The following is a 19,491-nucleotide window of genomic DNA, read 5'->3' as shown; positions in this document are numbered from 1 at the left end:
TCATGTTGGGCAATAGCACTATTGCCCTGATGTTGAATGACTTTGAAATTTGTTGGCAAACATGCGGCATTCTGCAATTAACGCGAGTAAATTTGGATCGCGTTCTTTGCTTTTTAAGAACACCAAACCAATATGTTGCTGGATTCTAAAATTTGCTTGTAGTGGAATCAGTTTGACCGAACTTTCATAGACTGCCGAAATTCGTCCAGGTAACAAAGCAAAACCGACTCCTGAGCTGACCATACTAATTAAAGTGAAAATATCACTGACCTGCAAAGCCACTTTTGGCTCAAAACCCGCTTTTTGAAACACCACTTCACTATCACTATGTGTTGCAAAGCCCTTGTTTAAAGTAATAAAGGTTTCTGCTTTGAGTAAACTCAGGTCGATTTCGTTGAGCTGGGCATATTTGGAATCTTTGGGTACAGCGAGAAAAATATCATCCTGAAACATTGGTAAAATTTCAAAATCATTGCTGGCCGTTGTTTCGTTCAGCGCCACAATAATCGCGTCAATCTCAGTCTGTTTCAGCTTGGTCACCAAATCCTGATTGGAACTGAGTAAAAGCTGAATATCCAGTTCGCTACGCCGTAATTTTAAACCACTGATCAGGGAAGGAATGGTTTTGACCGTGAGGGAATACAGTGAACCTAAGCGCAAAACCTTGGCTGCAAAACCTGCGGCTTCACGGGTTTTTTCAACGCTTAGCACTAAGTCAGCCACAATTTTCTGTGCATGTTCTTCAAACACATAGGCACTTTTCAGTGGAATCAGATTACGCCCTTCATTTTTAAACAGCGGACAGCGTAGCGCACTTTCCAAAGAATGTAGGGCCTTATGAATACTGACATTACTGACCTGCATTTCATCGGCCGTTTTGGACAAGTTGCCATAACGCATAAAGGCAAGAAAAATCTGGATTTTCTTTAAGGTGATTTCATCATCAATCTGCATAATAGAACATCCATATTCTTAAAAATTGGCTCGGTATAGCCAAGCCAATCATATAACAGATTAAATCATTGGTTGAGTAGATTTGAACCAATCCAGTGTTTAGAAAACTGATACGCAGCACGACCTGAACGTTGTCCACGACCTTGTGACCAGCGCAGGGCTTCAGCACGCGCTTCCTCTGTAAATTCAATATTGGCTTTTTTCAGATAATGCTCAACCACTTCCAGATACAGCGCCTGATCCATTGGGTAAAATGACAGCCATAAGCCAAAACGGTCAGAGAGTGAAATCTTTTCCTCAATCGCTTCTTGCGGATGTAATTCGGTGTACTGAGGCACATCAACTTTTGTGACGGGCGTATTCTCATGCATGAATTCAGGCAGTAAATGACGACGGTTACTGGTCGCATAGATAATAAAATTGTTATTGCCCGATTGTAATGAACCATCTAACACGCTTTTTAAGCTACGGTAGTTTTCATCTTCAGCATTAAAGGCGAGGTCATCACAGTACACAATAAATTTTTCAGGGCGACCTTTGATGAGTTTTTCAATTTCAGGTAAATCTGACAGGTCATCACGTTCAATTTCAATCAGACGTAAGCCCTGATCTGCATATTCGGTCAGCAATGCACGTACAATCGATGATTTCCCTGTACCGCGTGCGCCTGTGAGCAATACGTCATTGGCAGGTAAGCCTTTGAGAAACTGTAAGGTATTTTGTATGACTTTTTGCTTTTGACGTTCAATGCCTTTTAGGTCTTCCAGATACATTTTTTTAGGTTGAGCAATCGGTTTAAGCTGCTGCTTTTGCCATTTATAAGCTGGTGCAGAAAAATCGACTTCAGTTTTTACTTCAGGGAGGGCTTGTTGTAACTGTTGCAATACGTAGCCAATACGTTCGAGAAATTCTTGGGGTAAATCGATATGTGCCATAATTAGGTCTAGTTTGCTGGTTTTTTGTAGGTTTAAGCATAAGACAAAAAATAGTATATTTCACGCACTCCACAAATTAATCGAATTTGCAATTGATCTTGCTACGCCAGTTAAGTTAAGTTGAGAAAAATGGGCGGAAATCGTGAAGGTCAAACAATTGGGAAATATGATGACAAATCTACTCACCACTAATTCCTATAACTCACACAAAGCCGATCGTATTAAAAAATTACAGAAGCAGCTGAGTTCTGCTGAAAGCTACATCGAATGGAAAGAGATCGCCCTACAGCTTGATGAAGCTTCTGGTAGTCAGGAGTGGAAATTTGAAAATGCATCGCCTTATTTTGATGCAGAAGTAATTTCTCATCGTTTAGTGTTATTGCGCAAATACCGTCAGCAAAACCGTATAAAAGACCTGATGTATATTTTAAGAGAAGGTTTAACTTATGATATTGCCAATATCTGTCATCCGATGCTGTTTGTTGAGTGTTATATCGGCACCAAAAAAATTATTGAAGACTATGTTGATGAAGTCAGTCAGTCATTAGAACATGTTGCTTCAGCACCAAGTGAAATACTGAGCCATGCTGAAAAAATCGAGTTTTTTAAAAATTGCGAAACTGCCTATGGTCAGCCTGCATTAATGTTTTCAGGTGGAGCATCTTTGGGCTTGTTTCACACAGGCGTATGTAAAGTGCTTCGCGAACAGGATTTGTTGCCACGTGTTCTTTCTGGTTCAAGTGCTGGGGCAATTATGGCAGCCATGCTGGGCACATCATTGCCTGAACAGATTGATCAAGTATTAACAGGTGAGCATTTCTTTAGTGATGCTTTTCATTTTCGTTCTATGTCATCCTTGTTTAAAGATAAAGGTGGCTTTGCCGATGTACGCTATCTGAAAAAATTCCTGATGGAAAATCTAGGTGATTTAACGTTTGATGAAGCCTATCAGCGTTCGGGTTTAAATATTAACATTGCGATTGCGCCATATGACTCTTCACAAAGCCCGCGCATTTTGAATCGATTTACCTCACCTGACTTACTGGTCTGGAGTGCGGTGTTGGCATCCTGTGCCGTGCCAATCTTGTTTCCACCTGTGCATTTGACGGCTAAACGCTACGATGGTGAACATACGCCATTTATGTCAAATACCTTTTGGGTCGATGGCAGTATGCGTAGTGATTTTCCACAGGAAAAAATGGTGCGCTTATATAATGTTAATTACACTATTGCCTGTCAGGTTAACCCACATATTGTGCCATTTATGCAGAGTGACGAATCTCGTTACCGTAAGGACTTGCTGAGCTGGCCAGAACGAATTTTACGTCGTCAGGGCAAGGTTCTGGCAAAAGGCATGATGGACTTTACCCGCGAGCGGATTGGGGCCGTGCCGCAGGTACGTCGTTTGCTGGATTATGGCTATGGCATTATTGACCAGCGTTATTATGGCGATGTAAATATTTTTGCCCATTATAATTTCAAGCATTATTGGTATATGTTGCAAAATCCAAAACCACACTTATTTGCTCAATTGCAAAAAGAAGGGGAGAAAGCAACATGGCCGAAGATATCTACCATCGAGATGCATGCACGTATTGGTAAAACGATTGAACACGCCTTACATGCAATTATGCGTGCTGAGCAACAGACAAAAGTCATTGTACCTGCATAAATGTTTGAGTTTGAACGCCCATACTTGGTTCAGGATAAAACCCCTAGACAAAGTCAGTTATTTGGGCGTCATATTTACCTGCTTGAACAAGCAGGGCAGCATTACTGGTTAAAGCTGCAATTGCCATATGGGCATACACAGTTTCAACAGGGTTTTGCCTGTGAAGTTGCGTGTTATGATCAGTGGCAAAATTTGCAACCCAGTTTTCTTTTGCCTTATCAATATGTTCCCGCGTTAAATCTGCCTGAATTTCCACAAACTGCACAGGGGTTATTATTGCCCCATGTGCCAGAAGCATTTTCTACATTAAGTCAACTTACACATATAGACATTATAAACCGTATTCGTATGGCACTTGAGCAGCTTGATGAGTTGCATATGCTAGGGTACGTACATGGGGATATTAAAGCTGCTCATTTTCGTTATGCTGCGCAGCAGATATTTTTAATTGACTTTGAACAAACCCGACGCATCCATGGGTCTGGCTCTATATTAAATGCAACGCCACGGTATATGGCACCTGAACTGTTTCATGCGCAACCCAAAACTATTCAGACCGATTTGTATGCTTTGGGTATTGTACTCTATGAATGGCTGACACAAACCCGTTTGAGTTCAAAAAGTTATCTGGATTGGGCTGTTTTTCATTGTCAGTCTGCTGAATTTAATTTGCCTGAGCCTTGGTCTGTTTTACAACCGTGTTTAGAGGGGCTGCTAGCACGTGATTTTAAGCATAGATTTGAGAATGCAAAACAAGCAACCCGTTGTTTAGAAACAATAAAATTGTATTAAAAATAGCCGTAAACACATTTTTTGTTTGATATTTAAGCGTTTGGGCTATTTTTTGGGAAAAAGGGCTTGTCATCGCCTAAGCTCATCTATAATATACACATCCATCGGGGGCGTGGCGAAATTGGTAGACGCACTGGATTTAGGTTCCAGCGCCGCAAGGTGTAAGAGTTCGAGTCTCTTCGCCCCCACCATCTAAAACTTGTAATGGTTTTAGATTGACAATGCGAGAGCAAAGTCTATAGAGGATTGGTGTAATGGTAGCATGACGGTCTCCAAAACCGTTCGTCAAGGTTCGAGTCCTTGATCCTCTGCCAAAATTTGATGTACCCAAATGGGGGCGTGGCGAAATTGGTAGACGCACTGGATTTAGGTTCCAGCGCCGCAAGGTGTAAGAGTTCGAGTCTCTTCGCCCCCACCATATTTAAAAAAGCAAGATATTTCTTGCTTTTTTTGTGCCTGAAAAGGCAGACGTAGAGGATTGATGTAATGGTAGCATGACGGTCTCCAAAACCGTTCGTCAAGGTTCGAGTCCTTGATCCTCTGCCAAAAATTGATGTACCCAGATGGGGGCGTGGCGAAATTGGTAGACGCACTGGATTTAGGTTCCAGCGCCGCAAGGTGTAAGAGTTCGAGTCTCTTCGCCCCCACCATATTCAAAGAGGCAAGATAGAATATCTTGCTTTTTTTATGCGCATAAAAAAGAGCTCAATGATGAGCCCCTTTTGCGAGAAATCCTTTTCCTCTCTTATATTATTTTAGCCAATCAGTATAGAACACAAAATAATTATGCTTTAAGGTGATCTTCAAATTCCTCACCCAATTGCATTGCTAAAGCATTGCCCGATAAATCATACGTCACCAAACCATATTCTTTTTTAAAGCTAAAGGTAAATCCTTTACCATCTGCCAAGTTTTTCACTGAATACCCTAATTTTTCTAACCAAATACGAAAGGCAATCAAATTCTTTGCTTTAACAACTTTTTTCATGGCTAAATCCTCAAAACAAAAACAACAAACAATTTTAATTATTTATAAGGCTGTCTTCGGCTTTTTTAAAGGGGGAATTTATAAATTATTTTGACAACCTGTAAAAAAAGATCTGAGTTGCTAAAATAAAGAACAATTTGTGTGCAAATATGTGAGTTTTTTTAATCGTTTTGCAACTGATATTTTTAATAAAGATTAAAAATATCAGTATCTTATATTTTATTTATGCATTTTAAAGTTGCATGGTCTGGACTAAAAATCATGATATAAACTATGTAAAAAAATATTACATTAGACCGATTTAAAAATGATCTTTGAGCTCACGCAAGCGCTGAAACTCTTCAACAGAAGATGCCCGTAAAAATGGATTGGTGGCAAGTTCCTGTTCTATGCTACTTGGTAACGTAATTTTGTCTAAATAACGTAAATGTTCAACATGGTCGGCACGTTGCTGCAAGGCAACATTGTCAGGTTCTACACTCAGTGCAAATTTGGCATTAGCAAGTGTGTATTCGTGAGTGCAGTAGACTTGAGTTTGCGGAGGTAGTGCAGCAAGTCGTTGCAAGGAATGGAACATCTGTTCGTAACTGCCTTCAAACATACGACCACAACCCATAGCAAACAAAGTATCTCCGACAAAGGCTGCGTCGAGGTTTTCAACGTAATATACTATATGCCCGAGGGTATGCCCTGGAACCTCAATAACTTCTACTTCAAGGTCGTGAAATTTCACTTGGCTATGCTGATCTAGAGGAACACTCAGCATAGGAATTTTACTAAGTTCGGCACGTGGTCCATATACAGGAATTGTGCGTGCTGTAAGCAGTGCAGGAACGCCACCAATATGATCTTTGTGCCAGTGTGTCAGCCAGATTTGACTTGGTTTAAGTTGATGTTGTGTACAGTAATCAAGTACCAATTGTGCTTCAGTCGGGTCAATAATGACCACTTCATGCGAAGGTGTATGCTCAATCAGCCAGATATAGTTTTTTAAATCATTTTTGACATCAATGACGTGAATTTTGTAGGCTGTCATAGCATGGGTATCCATTTTTATCGTATCTTGTTTTTATTATACGTGAAGATGAGATGCAAGCCGAACTCCAAAAAAGCTAGAGATTCGGCATATAAAAAATGGAATCTATTAATAATTAATAGTCAGGGTAAGCAACTTTTTTAAGTGCCTGAATGTCAGCATCAGGTGAGCATAACGAAATAAATTCATAGCCATAACCACGCAGCAAATGCCCCTTGCGAACGGCAATCCATGTGGTATTTAAACCAAATACATCGGTTTTAATTTGTTTTAAGCGGTAATCACGCTCGCTATCATACGCCACATCGTTAATAATCCCCACACCCATGCCGAGTTCTACATAGGTTTTGATGACATCCGCATCAAGAGCTGACATGACAATATCAACATCAATCTGGGCAGCATCAAACGCTTGGTCGATTTTAGAACGCCCTGTAAAACCGCCATGATAAGTAATTACAGGGTACTGAGCGACATCTTGTAGCGTGATTTCTTTGAGCTGGGTTAATGGATGGTCAAATGGGACAATCAGGCTATGCTGCCAGTTATAGTAAGGCACACTTGCCAGATTATCTTCAGCAGTCAGAGACTCAGTTGCAATGCCAATATCCGCTTCACCCTGTAGGAGCATATTGGCAATTTCTGAAGGACTGGCTTGTTGTAAAATCAGGTGAACTTTAGGGAAGGCTTGCTTAAACAAATTCACAATTGGTGGTAACACATAACGCGCCTGCGTGTGTGTGGTCGCAATGGTTAATGTGCCTTCATCAACTTTGTTAAAGTCATCGGCGAGGCGTTTAATGTTCTCAGCATCAATCAGCATGCGTTCCACAATACCTAGTAAAGCCTGACCTGGTTCAGTGAGACCAAGTAGGCGTTTACCTTTACGAATAAAAAGTTGTACACCAAGCTCATCTTCTAAGTCTTTAATATGTTTGCTGACACCTGACTGGGAGGTGTACAGAGCTGCGGAAGCTTCGGTCAAGTTAAAATCTTGACGTACTGTTTCGCGAATAATGCGTAATTGTTGAAAATTCATAATTGCTAACCACTAAAAAATCTTAAATTGGGCAAATTGTTATGCCGCATCAGGCTCAAATAAATGTAAATGATTAATTTTCACCCAAACTGGCTGATTGGGTTGAAAGTTTTGTAGCTTGGCTTGCTCTGCCGTTAATACTGCTTCAATAATTTTGCCTTGTCGATCTTGTAACTCAAGAAAAACTTTACCTGCCACCCAAACCTCACGTACAAAAGTTGCTTGAATTGCATTGTCTATAGGTTGTTGATAGACACTTAATTCATGTGGTCGTGCAAAAGCGATCAGCGAGCCTTGATGGTGATGTGAAGCCAAGTGTAGCCGATCTTCACCTAAAATCAGTGTACCTTGTTGATGCTCGCCTTCAAAACGGTTGGCATGTCCCAAGAAATCAAACACAAAGGGGGTTGCAGGTTTTTCATACACTTCGCGTGGTGAGCCAATCTGTTCGATATTACCTTTATTCATCACCACGATCTGATCGGCAACTTCTAGAGCTTCTTCCTGATCATGGGTCACAAAAATCGAAGTAATGTGTAGCTCATCATGCAAATGACGTAACCAGCGACGTAACTCCTTACGTACTTTAGCATCGAGTGCACCAAAAGGTTCATCCAGTAATAGCACACGAGGTTCAACGGCAAGCGCACGAGCGAGAGCAATACGCTGACGCTGACCACCTGAAAGCTGTGCAGGGTAGCGGTCTGCCAAGAAGCCAAGTTGCACCAAGTCGAGCAGGGCATTAACCCGTTTTTTAATTTCGCTTTCTGATGGACGAGTTGCACGTGGACGCACACGTAGACCAAACGCGACATTGTCAAATACGCTCATGTGACGAAATAGTGCGTAATGTTGAAAGACGAAACCGACTTGACGCTCACGCACATGGGTATTGGTGGCATCTTCACCTTCTAAAATGACCTGACCTGAATCGGCACTTTCTAGTCCTGCAATAATGCGTAGCAAAGTGGTTTTGCCGCAGCCTGAAGGGCCAAGTAGAGCAACCAGTTGACCTTCAGGAAAGTCGAGACTGATATTGTTTAGCGCATGAAATGCACCAAAGTTTTTTTCAATATTTTTAACTTGAATACTCATGAGGGCACTCCAAAAATTAGTTCGTTTTGTCTAACTGCGCGTTAAGTTTTTCCTGACGTACTTCCACCCATGTTTTAATGATCAGGGTGATAATTGCCAGGAATGCCAGTAACGATGCCACGGCAAAGGCTGCGCTATAACTGTATTCGTTGTAGAGGATTTCAACATGTAACGGCAGGGTATTGGTCTCACCACGAATATGCCCCGACACTACAGATACCGCACCAAATTCGCCCATTGCCCGTGCATTACACAGAATCACACCATAGAGCAAACCCCATTTAATATTCGGCAGGGTAATTTTCCAGAATGTCTGCCATCCTGATGCACCGAGTAAAATCGCGGCTTCTTCCTCTTCATTGCCTTGCGCTTGCATTAGCGGAATTAATTCACGGGCAACAAAGGGCACAGTAATAAATACGGTGGCCAAAATAATGGCAGGAACAGCATATAAAATCTTAATGTCATGTTCTTGCAGCCATTCCCCCGTCCAACCTTGTGTTCCAAAAATCAGGACCAGCATCAGACCTGCAATCACAGGAGAAACTGAAAATGGCATATCAATAATGGTGGTTAAAATAGTTTTGCCTTTAAATTGAAACTTGGCCACTGCCCAAGCCGCAGCAACACCAAATACTACATTAATCGGTACGGCAACTACGGCAGTGAGTAAAGTTAGCTTTGCCGCAGACAAAGTATCTGGATCAACCAAGGCTTGCAGATATACATTGACCCCTTGGTGAAATGCTTCTACAAAGACCAAGATCAGCGGTAAAATCAATAAACCCAAAAAGCTGATCAGGGCAATGCTCAGTAACAGGTAACGCACCCAGACAGGTTCGCGCGTTGCATCACGTTTTTGCAATTGTGCTGCATAGTTTTGGCTATTGCTTAATGTACTCATGATGCCACTCTCCCTGTACGACGTGTTGCCCATGCTTGCAAAATATTAATCAGGAATAAAATCGCGAAGGAAATCAGAAGCATGATGACAGCAATCGTGGTGGCTGCCGCATAATCGTATTCTTCTAAGCGAGAAATGATCATGAGTGGCACAATTTCGGTTTTAAATGGTTGGTTCCCTGCGATAAAAATAACAGAGCCGTATTCACCCACACCACGTGCAAATGCCAAAGCAAAACCTGTAAAGATGGCAGGGAGAACGATGGGAAAAATCACATGGCGAATGGTTTGCCAGCGGTTTGCACCAAGTGCTGAAGCCGCTTCTTCAAGTTCGGTTTCCAGATCACTCAGTACAGGCTGAACTGTACGCACCACAAAAGGTAAACCAATAAATACCAGCGCAAGGGTAATACCAAGTGGGGTATAGGCAACTTTAATTCCTAACGGTTCTAAATATTGACCAATCCAGCCTGTTGACGCGTATAAAGAAGTCAAGGCAATCCCTGCAACCGCAGTTGGTAGTGCAAAAGGTAAATCAATTAAAGCATCGACCACGCGTTTGCCAAAAAATTGATAGCGTACCAAACACCAAGCCAGTAAAACGCCTAAAAATACATTCAGCAATGCAGCAGCAAGTGCAGTGGTAAAACTCAATTGCAATGCCTTTAAAATACGTGCAGAGCTGATAATCTCCCAAAAACCACTCCAACCAATACCGAAAGATTTAATAAATATGGCAGATAGCGGTACGAGTACAACGATTGATAGATACAGTAGGGTAAAACCCAAAGAGAGTCCAAAACCGGGTAGCACCCGTTTACCTTGTAACATGCAATACCTCAATGGTGATGATAGATCACCACAAACAAACTCAGATCAGACATAAATTGTGAAATTAATGTGGCAAAGTCGTGCCCAAACAGGGCATTTGCGAACAGGGAGAGAAATAAGGCTGCTCAATAAAGGGCAGAATTTGTGGGAAAGCGCCAAAACCCGATGCCACATTGATATGTCCGACCTGTCCCATATTGAGATACGGAAATTTCCATATCTCTGTCAGGTGCAGTGCATCATCAAATGCTAGCCAAGGGTCATTTTCACTAATCAGCATCAGGCTTGAGAGTTCAAGTTGAAGCTGTTCAAAATAGTTGAGGTAAGTGTTTTGCCCTGCTTGAGCAAAACCTGTTTCACTAAACCGTGCAGGGTTAGCAGGCGCAACCAAAATCAGGTTGTTGATTTTCTCCTGCAATTCAGGATGCTGTGCTAAAGCAGCCAAACTGGTCAGGCAACCGAAACTATGTGCAATAACCTGAATCGGTTCATGGATGTTATTGACATGTGCCACCCATTGTTCAACCCATTCTTGCAAAATCGGTTGTTGCCAGTTTTGTTGCACACGGGAGCTGTTTGGCAACTGGCGTTGTAGCCAAGACTGCCAGTGCTGTTCGTCACTTCCACCGACACCTGGTACGATTAAATGATGAATCATGCGCTTACTCCCGTGTTGCTGAACAGATTATTTCTTGGCGTTGTTGCTTTGAACGATTTGGTCGAATACCCCGCCATTTTCAAAGTGTTCTTTCTGAACTTTTTTCCAGCCGCCAAATTCACGATCAATTGTCACGAGTTTGAGTGGCTTAAAGACACCGCTGTATTTTTTCAGTACAGCTGGATCGCGTGGACGGTAGAAATTACGTGCAATAATGTTTTGCCCCGCAGGTGAATAAAGGAAATTCAGATAACCTTTTGCTAGATTAAGATTGCCTTTTTTCTGAGCATTTTTTTCAACAATGGCGACAGGTGGTTCAGTCAAAATTGACAATGATGGCGTGATAATTTCAAATTTACCCGGTTGCTCACGTACGGCTAAATGCGCTTCATTTTCCCAAGCCAACAGTACATCACCAATCCCGCGTTCAGCAAAGGTTGTGGTTGCACCACGCGCACCCGAATCTAACACTTTAGTGTGCTGATAAATTTTGGCAACAAACTCACGTGCAGTTTTGTCGTTGCCACCTGGTTGGTGCTTTGCCCATGCCCAAGCTGCAAGGTAGTTCCAGCGTGCACCGCCTGAAGTTTTTGGGTTTGGTGTAATAATATCGACGCCCGGTTTAACGAGGTCATTCCAGTCTTTGATGTGTTTTGGGTTGCCTTTACGAACCAAGAACACAATGGTTGATGTGTAGGGTGTTGAGTTTTGCGGCAGTTTCTTTTGCCAGTCTGGAGGTAACAGCTTGGCTTTGTCTGCAATCACGTCGATATCTGCAGCAAGTGCCAAGGTCACGACATCGGCATTTAAGCCATCGATCACTGCGCGGGCTTGTTTGCCTGAACCACCATGAGATTGGCGGAAATTCACATCTTCGCCCGTGTGTTTTTTCCAGTACGTACCGAACTGCTTGTTAATATCAACATACAATTCGCGTGTTGGGTCGTAAGAAACGTTTAGAAAGTCTTTTGCAGCAAAGCTCACTGAGGAGAATGACAGTAGCGCTGCGAGTAATCCGACTTTTAATTGATTTCGTTGCATTTTCTTTTCCTTCATATTGGGTGCATCTTTCATGAAAAGAAGCATACGACGAGATTAAAATCTAAAAAAATAATAAAAATAGAATTTGATATGAAGAAAAGAGAAATAGAATTTAGATAGAAGTTTTTAAACTAAGCTACAAAATCAATTGCCTAGCGGATAAATCCCATGCAATGCTTTAAAAATGCACTGGCACAGCCACAAATTTCCTTGCTCGACCGAGCTTTTCATTATGGGGATGGCTGCTTTACTACGGCAAAAATTCTGCAAAATAAAATTCAGTTGAGAGACAGGCATTTACAGCGTTTACAAGACTGCTGTCAGCGTATGGCGTTGCAGGTGGATTTAGCGCTGATTGATCAGACTTTGAAGCAGTTAAGTGCGCAGGCTGAGTTGAATGGCACACTCAAAATCATCATCAGCCGTGGAGAAGGGCAGCGTGGCTATGCTTTGCCCGATCATCCTGCCGATGTGTATGTATTTTATTATCCCCAAAGTATCACTATAAGCAGTAGTTTTAGTGAAGTCTCACACGTTGGGATACTGGATCAGCGTATTGGTTTAACCATGCCGCAGCTTTGTGGCTTAAAAACCCTAAACCGCTTAGAACAGGTGCTTTTAAAGAAAGAAGCAGTCGAGAAACAACTTGATGAAGCACTGGTTTTAGATATTCAGGGGCGAATTGTTGAAGGAATCAGCAGCAATTGTTTTATTCTGATGAATAATCAGTGGGTGACGCCTGATCTTGAGTATAATGGCGTGCGTGGTGTAATGCGGGCAGAAATTTTGCAACGTATGCAACATGCAGGAATTGAATGCTCTGAAATGGAGTTATTTCAAACTGACCTTCATCAGATTGAAGCACTATTTTTTTGTAATGCCTTGCATCCAATGCAGATTGCACAGCATTTAATGAACACCAATTTAAGCACTTCTCATGCAATTCAGTTGTTTAAAGACCTTCAACTTGATCAAATTCAATAAGCTATGGCAAATCTGAAATCTAAAAAATCCAGAAAAAAGCAAACGCCTTTTTTCAAAACAACAAAATTTATTGTGGCATGCGTTGTGACAGCATGCGTCATTATGTTGCTGGTGTTTTCATCCAGTCTTTGGCGCGCCTATCCTGTTCAGGGTGAGAAGCAATTTGTTTCGATCAATGCAGGAGATAACTACTCACGCTTGATTGATCGACTGGCCAGACAGCATAAAGTTCATTTCCCATGGGTGCTGAAAATTTACCAAAAACTGATGATTCATGACACGCTAAAAGCAGGCGTTTATGAAATCAAGCGTGGCATGAGTGTGCGTCAGGTTTTAAGCATGATGTCAAATGCTGACAATGCGCAAATGAGCCGTATTCTGGTAATTGACGGCACAACCTTTAAGCAATTGCTTGAAAAATTGCGTAAAGATCCACTGATTGAAAAAACAGTAGTCAATCTGCCAGAAGATCAAATGGTTCAGGCACTTGGCATTCCATATTCAAATCTTGAAGGGTTGTTTGCACCCAATACCTATTTTTATAATAAGGGTGAATCGGATAAGAAAATTTTGCTAGATCTGTATCAGCATCAAATGGAAAATTTAAATGCTGCATGGGCAAATCGCGACCCGAATTTACCATATAAAAATAAATATGAAGCCTTGACCATGGCATCCATTATTGAAAAAGAAACCAGTCTGGACAGTGAGTTAAATCAAGTCGCAGGCGTATTTATCCGTCGTTTGCAACAGGGCATGCGTTTGCAAACCGACCCAACGGTCATTTATGGAATGGGTGATAAATACACAGGTAAATTGACAAAAGACGATTTACGTACGCCAACAGCATACAATACCTATACCATGGCAGGCTTGCCGCCAACCCCGATTGCACTTCCAGGCAAAAAAGCCATTGAAGCTGCCATGCACCCAGATCATTCCGATAATGTCTATTTTGTTGCGACAGGTAATGGCGGGCATAAATTTAGTGCAACTCTGGCAGAGCATAATCAGGCAGTGCAGCAATATCTTGCAGTTTTAAGAGAGAAGAAAAGTGGAGCAACGCCATAATGTTTATTAGTTTTGAAGGTACAGAAGGCGTTGGAAAGAGTACCCTGATTCAAAAAATACATGCGCATTTTGAGCAGCTTGGACGTGAGGTTGTGTTAACCCGTGAGCCAGGGGGAACACCGCTAGCTGAAAGAATTCGGGACTTACTCCTTGCGGTAAATCATGATGAGCGAATGTGTGCCGATACTGAGCTATTACTGGTCTATGCGGCGCGCAGCCAGCATTTGAGTCAAGTGATTTTGCCTGCATTGCAGCAAGGGAAAATTGTCTTGAGTGATCGTTTTTGCGATGCCAGTTTTGCCTATCAGGTCATGGGACGTGGGCTAGATGCGGCTAAACTTGAGCTGTTAAACCAGAACTTTGTGAGTTCAATGCCAAACATCACCTTTTGGTTAGATGCTCCGATTGAACTTGGTATGTCACGTGCGCGTGTACGTGGTGAGCTTGACCGCTTTGAACAAGAAAAACTGGAGTTTTTTACGCGTGTGCGTGAAGGCTACCGAATTTTGCATGAGAAAAATCCAGAACGTATGATTCGTTTAGATGCAACACAATCGGCTCAACATGTCTTTGAACAGGCAATGCAAGCATTATTGACAATGTAAGTTAAGTAATTTTCATAGGGGATATGTTAAAAAACATATTCCCTATAGCTTATGTTTAAAATTAAATAATAGATTGAAAAATAAATAATTATTTAAAATAAGAAAAAGTTCTTAATTTATAAAATATTAGACTAAAGTCGAATATTGCAACATTTTAGTTCACTCTGTGCACCAAATTGGGTATAAAAATATGATTAGTAATTTAAATTATAAAATATTACTAAACAATTGGCTTGATATTTGCTTGGGATAAGCAAGTATTTAGCTAAGTCCTAGGATCAGGATAAAAAATAGCTAAAACAAACAATTAATCACAGGAGTGAATAATGAAACGTTCTTCAAAAGCAGTACTTACCTCAACCTTAATGCTTTGTATGATGGGTGGTGCAAGTCAGGTTCAAGCCGCCGATACTTTAGCTAAAATTAAAGCTACAGGAAAAATCGTCATTGGTCATCGCGAATCCTCAGATCCGATTTCTTATGTAGTGGCTGGTAAACCTGTTGGTTATGCCATCGATATTTGTAACAACGTTGCTAATGAAATTAAAAAAGAACTCAAAATGCCAAACCTTAAGGTTGAGTATAAGGCAGTCACATCTTCAACCCGAATTCCTGAGTTATTGGCAGGCAATATTGATATGGAATGCGGTACAACCACTAACTCTTTACAACGTCAGCAACAAGTCAGTTTTTCAACGAACTACTATGCAACAGAAGTTCGCATGGCAGTAAAATCAGGCTCAAATATTAAACGGATCGGTGATCTGAATGGTAAAGCCATTGTGACTACACAAGGTACAACTTCCGATAAATACATAAAAATGAATGAAAAAGGTCAATCTCTAAACGTGCAGAACGTATATGGTAAAGACCATGCTGACTCTTTTTCAATGCTTGCGTCAGGTCGTGCTGCGGCATTCGTGATGGATGACAATATTTTGGCAGGCCTGATTGCTAAATCTTCAAATCCTAAATCATTTGCCATTGTAGGCCCAGTTTTGTCTTCTGAACCATACGGTATTATGCTGCCAAAAGGCGATGCAAAATTTAAAGCAGTCGCTGATCGTGTTGTCATCGGTATGTGGAAATCAGGCCAGATGGACAAACTATATAAAAAATGGTTCCAGTCACCAATCCCTCCTAAAAATGTCAATCTAAATATGGCATCAAGTACATCACTCAAAAAATTAAAAGCTCGTCCGACTGATGCTGGAATTTAAACCGCAATAATAGGATGCACTGGTCACGATGCTAGGGAGAGCGGAGTGACCAGGTTACAGTTTTTATAAGGGGAATGTATGTCTCTTGGCTCATTAAATTGGACAACTTTTTGTTCAGCATCAAATGAATATGGTGTAAACAAAGCGCAATGGGCTGAAACAATGTGCCAACATATTGGTGGCACAAGCTATTCGCAATTTGCTGAAGCGCCAACGTGGCTACAAATGCTTGGCAATGGCGTAATGACCATGCTGTGGACAGCCTTACTTTCATTTGTGATTGCATTTTTTTTAGGTTCATTACTTGGTGTTATACGGACACTACCCAATAAACCGCTTGCCGCGATTGGGAATCTATACGTTGAAATTTTTCGTAATATCCCACTCATTGTTCAGCTTTTTTTCTGGGCATTTGTGTTTCCCGAATTTTTACCTCAAAGCTTAAGTGCTGGTAGTGGTGAAATGGTTGCAGGTGGCTGGTGGAAAAACTTACTTAACCATAACCCTGCCAGTATTGGGGTCATGGCTTTAGGTTTATACACTGCGGCACGTGTCTCTGAACAAATTCGTGCAGGGATTCTTACTGTGCCACGTGGGCAAAAATTTGCAGCATCTGCACTAGGTTTTACTACAGCTCAAAGCTATCGTTATGTGATTTTACCTGTAGCATATCGTATTGTTTGGCCAACGATTACTTCTGAGTCCATGAATATTTTTAAGAATTCGGCTGTTCTATACGCTTTAAGCGTGCTGAATTTCTTTGCCTATACCAAAACCATGCGTGAAGAAACGTCCCAGGACATTGTGATTCTGGTTTTATCAACACCTGTTTATCTCATTATTACTTATACCATTAAAGCATTTATGGCATGGATTGAGAAACGCATGTCAGTACCAGGCTTAGGTTCAGGGGGTAAGTAAGATGGATTTTAGCTTATTACAACATGCTGATGTTACGCAGGCTTTGCTCAAAGGTTTTGGTTTTACGCTCACGGTTACATTGCTGGCGATGGTTGGCGGTATCATGATTGGTACGCCACTGGCCATGATGCGCCTATCCAATAATGGACTGGCACGCAATTTTTCTAAATTATATGTTGACTGCTTTCGCGGTATTCCCCTGATTCAGGTGATTTTCATATTTTATTTTTTATTACCTAAAGTTTTTGATTTTCAGTCAGATACTTATTATGGGCCACTATTTGCCAGCGTCATTACTTTTGCTGTCTTTGAAGCTGCCTTTTTTTCGGAAATTGTGCGTTCAGGAATTCAGTCAGTCTCTAAAGGTCAAGTATTTGCAGGTTATGCACTTGGCTTTACTTATGGGCAGTCCATGCGTTATGTGGTGCTACCACAAGCTTTTCGCAACATGATTCCTGTATTGCTGACTCAAACCATTGTCTTGTTCCAAGACGTGTCACTGGTTTATGTGATTAGCGCACCTGATTTACTGGGAAATGCCGACACACTTGCCAACACTTATGGATCAGAAACCAAAGCGACTTTCTATTTGGTTGTGGCAGTAGTGTATTTCTGTACATCATTCTGTTTATCTAAACTCGTCAAACACTTACAAGAAAAAATCGCCATTATTCGCTAATTTTAGGAGATCGCAAAATGCCTATGATCGACATTCAACATATCTCTAAATGGTATGGTGATTTCCAGGTTTTAACTGACTGTACAACCACAATTAAAAAAGGGGATGTGGTGGTAGTCTGTGGTCCTTCAGGTTCAGGAAAATCAACCTTAATTAAAACGGTGAATGCGCTTGAGCCATTTCAGAAGGGTGACATTATTGTAGATGGTGTTTCACTCAAAGACCCAAAAACCAACCTTGCCAAATTCCGTTCACGTGTCGGTATGGTATTTCAGCACTTTGAGTTATTTCCGCATATGACTGTGCTTGAAAATTTAACTATTGCCCAAGTCAAAGTGCTCAAGCGCAATATGACTGATGCGCGTGCCAAAGCGACTCAATACCTTGAACGTGTGGGGTTGTTGGCACATAAAGATAAATTTCCGGGGCAGCTTTCAGGTGGTCAGCAGCAGCGTGTGGCGATTGCCCGTGGTTTGTGCATGGACCCGATTTGTATGCTGTTCGATGAACCGACTTCGGCACTTGACCCTGAAATGGTAGGTGAGGTACTGGATGTAATGGTACAGCTTGCCAATGAAGGCATGACCATGATGTGTGTCACTCATGAAATGGGTTTTGCGAAAAAAGTATCCAATCGTCTGATTTTTATGGATCAAGGTCAGATTCTGGAAGACTGTGCAACTTCTGAGTTTTTTGGGAATTTGCATGTACGTCATGAACGTGCCAAACAGTTCCTAGATAAAATTCAAGCGGTTCACTAAGTCTATTCGCTGAAGCGAAATGACCACAATATGCGTCTGTATATTGTGGTTTTTTATGGTTATAGTATTTAAAGCAAACCAATATTTTTAAAGAAATCCGCATAAATTTCTGCCTTTTTCTCTAAAGCTAAAGGATATGCCCGCGAGCTTGAAGGGAGCCGATATAAGCTGAGTGAACGGTCAAGAAAATCCACTTGGCTTGGTGCAGTAAACTGCGGCTTAGGCGTATCTTTTGGGAAATTGGTCATGAGTGTATCTGTGGCTTTGTCACCTGTGGTCATAATGCTATGACATGCAGGAATTTTGTTAAGTAAAGCTGACAAGTCTGTTGCCTGAACCACCTGTAAAAATTGATCTGAGGCATTGCCTTTCAGTCGAATCACTTCACAAGCTGCATCAAAAATGGCAATGCCTTTTTCAGTCAGAAACTCTTCAATTTGCTGTTGAAAAAACTTTTTATTATTCAGGTCTAAAAAATGGTTTTTATCATTAAAAAAGCAGATTCCCATAATCCGCCACATGTCGTTTTGAAAATTGGGATAATAAAATCGCATTTTCCATTTATTTTGAGGTGGTGGAAAACTGCCCAGCATCAGTAATCGAGCATTTGAGGGTAGGAAAGGATGCAAAGGATGGGTTTCGGTCATAGATTCAGACATGATTTTGTTCAATTCTTGCAGAAGCTGTAAACAGTGTAGCAAAATACTCACTTTGATGATTGCATGATGTTGCTAGGGACATGACGACTTTTTTTGATTTGGAAATACAGGTTCAGCCTGAACATATTGACCTACTTGGACATGTCAATAACGTAGTGTATGTCAGCTGGATGCAGGATGTTGCACATGCGCATATCGCAGCTTTAGGTGTAGGGCTTGAACAATATATGCAAATGAAACATGCAATGGTCGCAGTCGAACATCAAATGCAATATCGTAAGGCAGCACTCGAAGGTGATCAGCTGATTTTGAGAACATGGTTCTCCGACTTAAATGCCATGTACTCATTTCGCGAATATGCTTTTTTTAGAGTCAGAGACCAAGCCCTGATTTTTCTGGCAAAAACCAAATGGACCTGCATTGAAATTGCCACAGGTCGTCCAAAGCGTATGTCACCCACCTTTTTAAATGCTTATCAGCCGCTTGACCCTGAAATTAATCCATATGATTTTTCAGATAAAATAGAAGCTTCCTAATTTTTCAGCGAATCATCTCTAGTGGCTTAAATAATGGATACTTTAAAATATCCATCTGCTATAATCCTCGCAATTTCGTTAACGGTTTGTGCTGTGTACAACATGAATTTT

Annotated in this window: 21 protein-coding genes and 5 tRNA genes; 15 read left to right on the top strand and 11 right to left on the bottom strand. The window is 41.3% G+C overall.

The features are described from left to right. Positions 1–18: 18 nt before the first annotated feature. Together P255_RS07690 and P255_RS07685 are read right to left on the bottom strand one after the other, a co-directional pair. On the bottom strand, positions 19–954 hold the full coding sequence (locus P255_RS07690; protein WP_004900728.1) for a LysR family transcriptional regulator: 936 nt from the start codon (positions 952–954) through the stop codon (positions 19–21). A gap of 65 nt (positions 955–1,019) precedes the next feature. Continuing rightward, the gene (locus P255_RS07685) at positions 1,020–1,889 is read right to left on the bottom strand and encodes an ATP-binding protein (RefSeq protein WP_004900730.1); all 870 of its coding nucleotides are present in this window, start codon (positions 1,887–1,889) and stop codon (positions 1,020–1,022) included. A gap of 169 nt (positions 1,890–2,058) precedes the next feature. Here P255_RS07685 and P255_RS07680 point away from each other — a divergent pair, with 169 nt between their 5' ends. The 7 genes from P255_RS07680 to P255_RS07650 all read left to right on the top strand — a co-directional run bounded on the left by P255_RS07680 (position 2,059) and on the right by P255_RS07650 (position 5,003). Beyond that, positions 2,059–3,561 (top strand): DUF3336 domain-containing protein, encoded by a 1,503-nt coding sequence (locus tag P255_RS07680; protein ID WP_004900732.1) that lies wholly within the window; start codon positions 2,059–2,061, stop codon positions 3,559–3,561. Continuing rightward, positions 3,562–4,353, top strand: a complete 792-nt coding sequence (locus tag P255_RS07675) for a protein kinase domain-containing protein (protein ID WP_004900736.1) — start codon at positions 3,562–3,564, stop codon at positions 4,351–4,353. 106 nt (positions 4,354–4,459) lie between these two features. Next, positions 4,460–4,544 (top strand) — tRNA-Leu (locus P255_RS07670). Between the two features lie 49 nt (positions 4,545–4,593). Continuing rightward, positions 4,594–4,667: transfer RNA gene (locus P255_RS07665), tRNA-Trp, on the top strand. 19 nt (positions 4,668–4,686) lie between these two features. Beyond that, positions 4,687–4,771 (top strand) — tRNA-Leu (locus P255_RS07660). Between the two features lie 54 nt (positions 4,772–4,825). Beyond that, positions 4,826–4,899 (top strand) — tRNA-Trp (locus P255_RS07655). A gap of 19 nt (positions 4,900–4,918) precedes the next feature. Continuing rightward, a tRNA-Leu gene (locus P255_RS07650) sits at positions 4,919–5,003 on the top strand. Between the two features lie 134 nt (positions 5,004–5,137). On the opposite strand, the gene P255_RS07645 is transcribed toward P255_RS07650, so the two are convergent. From P255_RS07645 to P255_RS07610, 8 genes are all read right to left on the bottom strand, one after another. After that, a complete protein-coding gene (locus P255_RS07645) occupies positions 5,138–5,341 on the bottom strand; it encodes a hypothetical protein (RefSeq protein WP_004751698.1) in 204 nt (67 codons plus the stop codon). Positions 5,342–5,642: 301 nt separating this feature from the next. After that, a complete protein-coding gene (gene gloB, locus P255_RS07640; RefSeq protein ID WP_004900739.1) occupies positions 5,643–6,377 on the bottom strand; it encodes a hydroxyacylglutathione hydrolase in 735 nt (244 codons plus the stop codon). 115 nt (positions 6,378–6,492) lie between these two features. Beyond that, positions 6,493–7,416 carry a CysB family HTH-type transcriptional regulator gene (locus P255_RS07635; protein WP_004900743.1) on the bottom strand — a complete coding sequence of 308 codons (924 nt, stop codon included), beginning with the start codon at positions 7,414–7,416 and terminating at the stop codon, positions 6,493–6,495. Between the two features lie 39 nt (positions 7,417–7,455). Continuing rightward, positions 7,456–8,511: a sulfate/molybdate ABC transporter ATP-binding protein gene (locus tag P255_RS07630; protein WP_004900745.1), complete on the bottom strand. Its 1,056-nt coding sequence runs from the start codon at positions 8,509–8,511 to the stop codon at positions 7,456–7,458. Positions 8,512–8,527: 16 nt separating this feature from the next. Then, positions 8,528–9,415: a sulfate ABC transporter permease subunit CysW gene (cysW, locus tag P255_RS07625; RefSeq protein ID WP_004900748.1), complete on the bottom strand. Its 888-nt coding sequence runs from the start codon at positions 9,413–9,415 to the stop codon at positions 8,528–8,530. Next, a complete protein-coding gene (gene cysT, locus P255_RS07620; RefSeq protein ID WP_004900750.1) occupies positions 9,412–10,245 on the bottom strand; it encodes a sulfate ABC transporter permease subunit CysT in 834 nt (277 codons plus the stop codon). Before cysT ends, cysW begins: the two co-directional genes overlap by 4 nt. 64 nt (positions 10,246–10,309) lie before the next feature. Further along, entirely contained in the window at positions 10,310–10,903 is a 594-nt protein-coding gene (locus P255_RS07615) for an RBBP9/YdeN family alpha/beta hydrolase (RefSeq protein ID WP_004900753.1), read from the bottom strand. 27 nt (positions 10,904–10,930) lie between these two features. Further along, entirely contained in the window at positions 10,931–11,944 is a 1,014-nt protein-coding gene (locus P255_RS07610) for a sulfate ABC transporter substrate-binding protein (RefSeq protein WP_004900755.1), read from the bottom strand. Positions 11,945–12,112: 168 nt separating this feature from the next. Between P255_RS07610 and pabC the strand changes: the two genes are divergently transcribed. The 7 genes from pabC (at position 12,113) to P255_RS07575 (ending at position 18,185) form a co-directional block, all read left to right on the top strand. After that, positions 12,113–12,928 carry an aminodeoxychorismate lyase gene (pabC, locus tag P255_RS07605; RefSeq protein WP_004900757.1) on the top strand — a complete coding sequence of 272 codons (816 nt, stop codon included), beginning with the start codon at positions 12,113–12,115 and terminating at the stop codon, positions 12,926–12,928. A gap of 3 nt (positions 12,929–12,931) precedes the next feature. Then, on the top strand, positions 12,932–13,999 hold the full coding sequence (mltG, locus tag P255_RS07600; RefSeq protein ID WP_004900759.1) for an endolytic transglycosylase MltG: 1,068 nt from the start codon (positions 12,932–12,934) through the stop codon (positions 13,997–13,999). Further along, the gene (gene tmk / locus P255_RS07595) at positions 13,999–14,604 is read left to right on the top strand and encodes a dTMP kinase (RefSeq protein WP_004900761.1); all 606 of its coding nucleotides are present in this window, start codon (positions 13,999–14,001) and stop codon (positions 14,602–14,604) included. The genes mltG and tmk overlap by 1 nt, the downstream gene beginning before the upstream one ends. A 326-nt stretch (positions 14,605–14,930) precedes the next feature. After that, on the top strand, positions 14,931–15,824 hold the full coding sequence (locus tag P255_RS07590; RefSeq protein ID WP_004900764.1) for an amino acid ABC transporter substrate-binding protein: 894 nt from the start codon (positions 14,931–14,933) through the stop codon (positions 15,822–15,824). Positions 15,825–15,902: 78 nt separating this feature from the next. Further along, a complete protein-coding gene (locus P255_RS07585; RefSeq protein ID WP_004900766.1) occupies positions 15,903–16,745 on the top strand; it encodes an amino acid ABC transporter permease in 843 nt (280 codons plus the stop codon). A gap of 1 nt (position 16,746) precedes the next feature. Then, the gene (locus tag P255_RS07580; RefSeq protein ID WP_004900768.1) at positions 16,747–17,424 is read left to right on the top strand and encodes an amino acid ABC transporter permease; all 678 of its coding nucleotides are present in this window, start codon (positions 16,747–16,749) and stop codon (positions 17,422–17,424) included. Between the two features lie 17 nt (positions 17,425–17,441). Continuing rightward, the gene (locus P255_RS07575; protein ID WP_004900773.1) at positions 17,442–18,185 is read left to right on the top strand and encodes an amino acid ABC transporter ATP-binding protein; all 744 of its coding nucleotides are present in this window, start codon (positions 17,442–17,444) and stop codon (positions 18,183–18,185) included. A gap of 68 nt (positions 18,186–18,253) precedes the next feature. Here the strand turns inward: P255_RS07575 and P255_RS07570 are convergent, their stop codons facing one another. After that, positions 18,254–18,844 carry a uracil-DNA glycosylase family protein gene (locus P255_RS07570; protein WP_004900775.1) on the bottom strand — a complete coding sequence of 197 codons (591 nt, stop codon included), beginning with the start codon at positions 18,842–18,844 and terminating at the stop codon, positions 18,254–18,256. Positions 18,845–18,924: 80 nt separating this feature from the next. On the opposite strand from P255_RS07570, the gene P255_RS07565 reads away from it, so the two are divergent. Next, positions 18,925–19,380, top strand: a complete 456-nt coding sequence (locus tag P255_RS07565) for an acyl-CoA thioesterase (protein ID WP_004751730.1) — start codon at positions 18,925–18,927, stop codon at positions 19,378–19,380. The last annotated feature ends 111 nt before the right edge of the window (positions 19,381–19,491 follow it).

It is taken from the genome of Acinetobacter brisouii CIP 110357 (genome assembly GCF_000488275.1).
In the GTDB taxonomy this organism is placed as follows: domain Bacteria; phylum Pseudomonadota; class Gammaproteobacteria; order Pseudomonadales; family Moraxellaceae; genus Acinetobacter; species Acinetobacter brisouii.
This window is presented reverse-complemented; position numbering and strand designations above follow the sequence as displayed.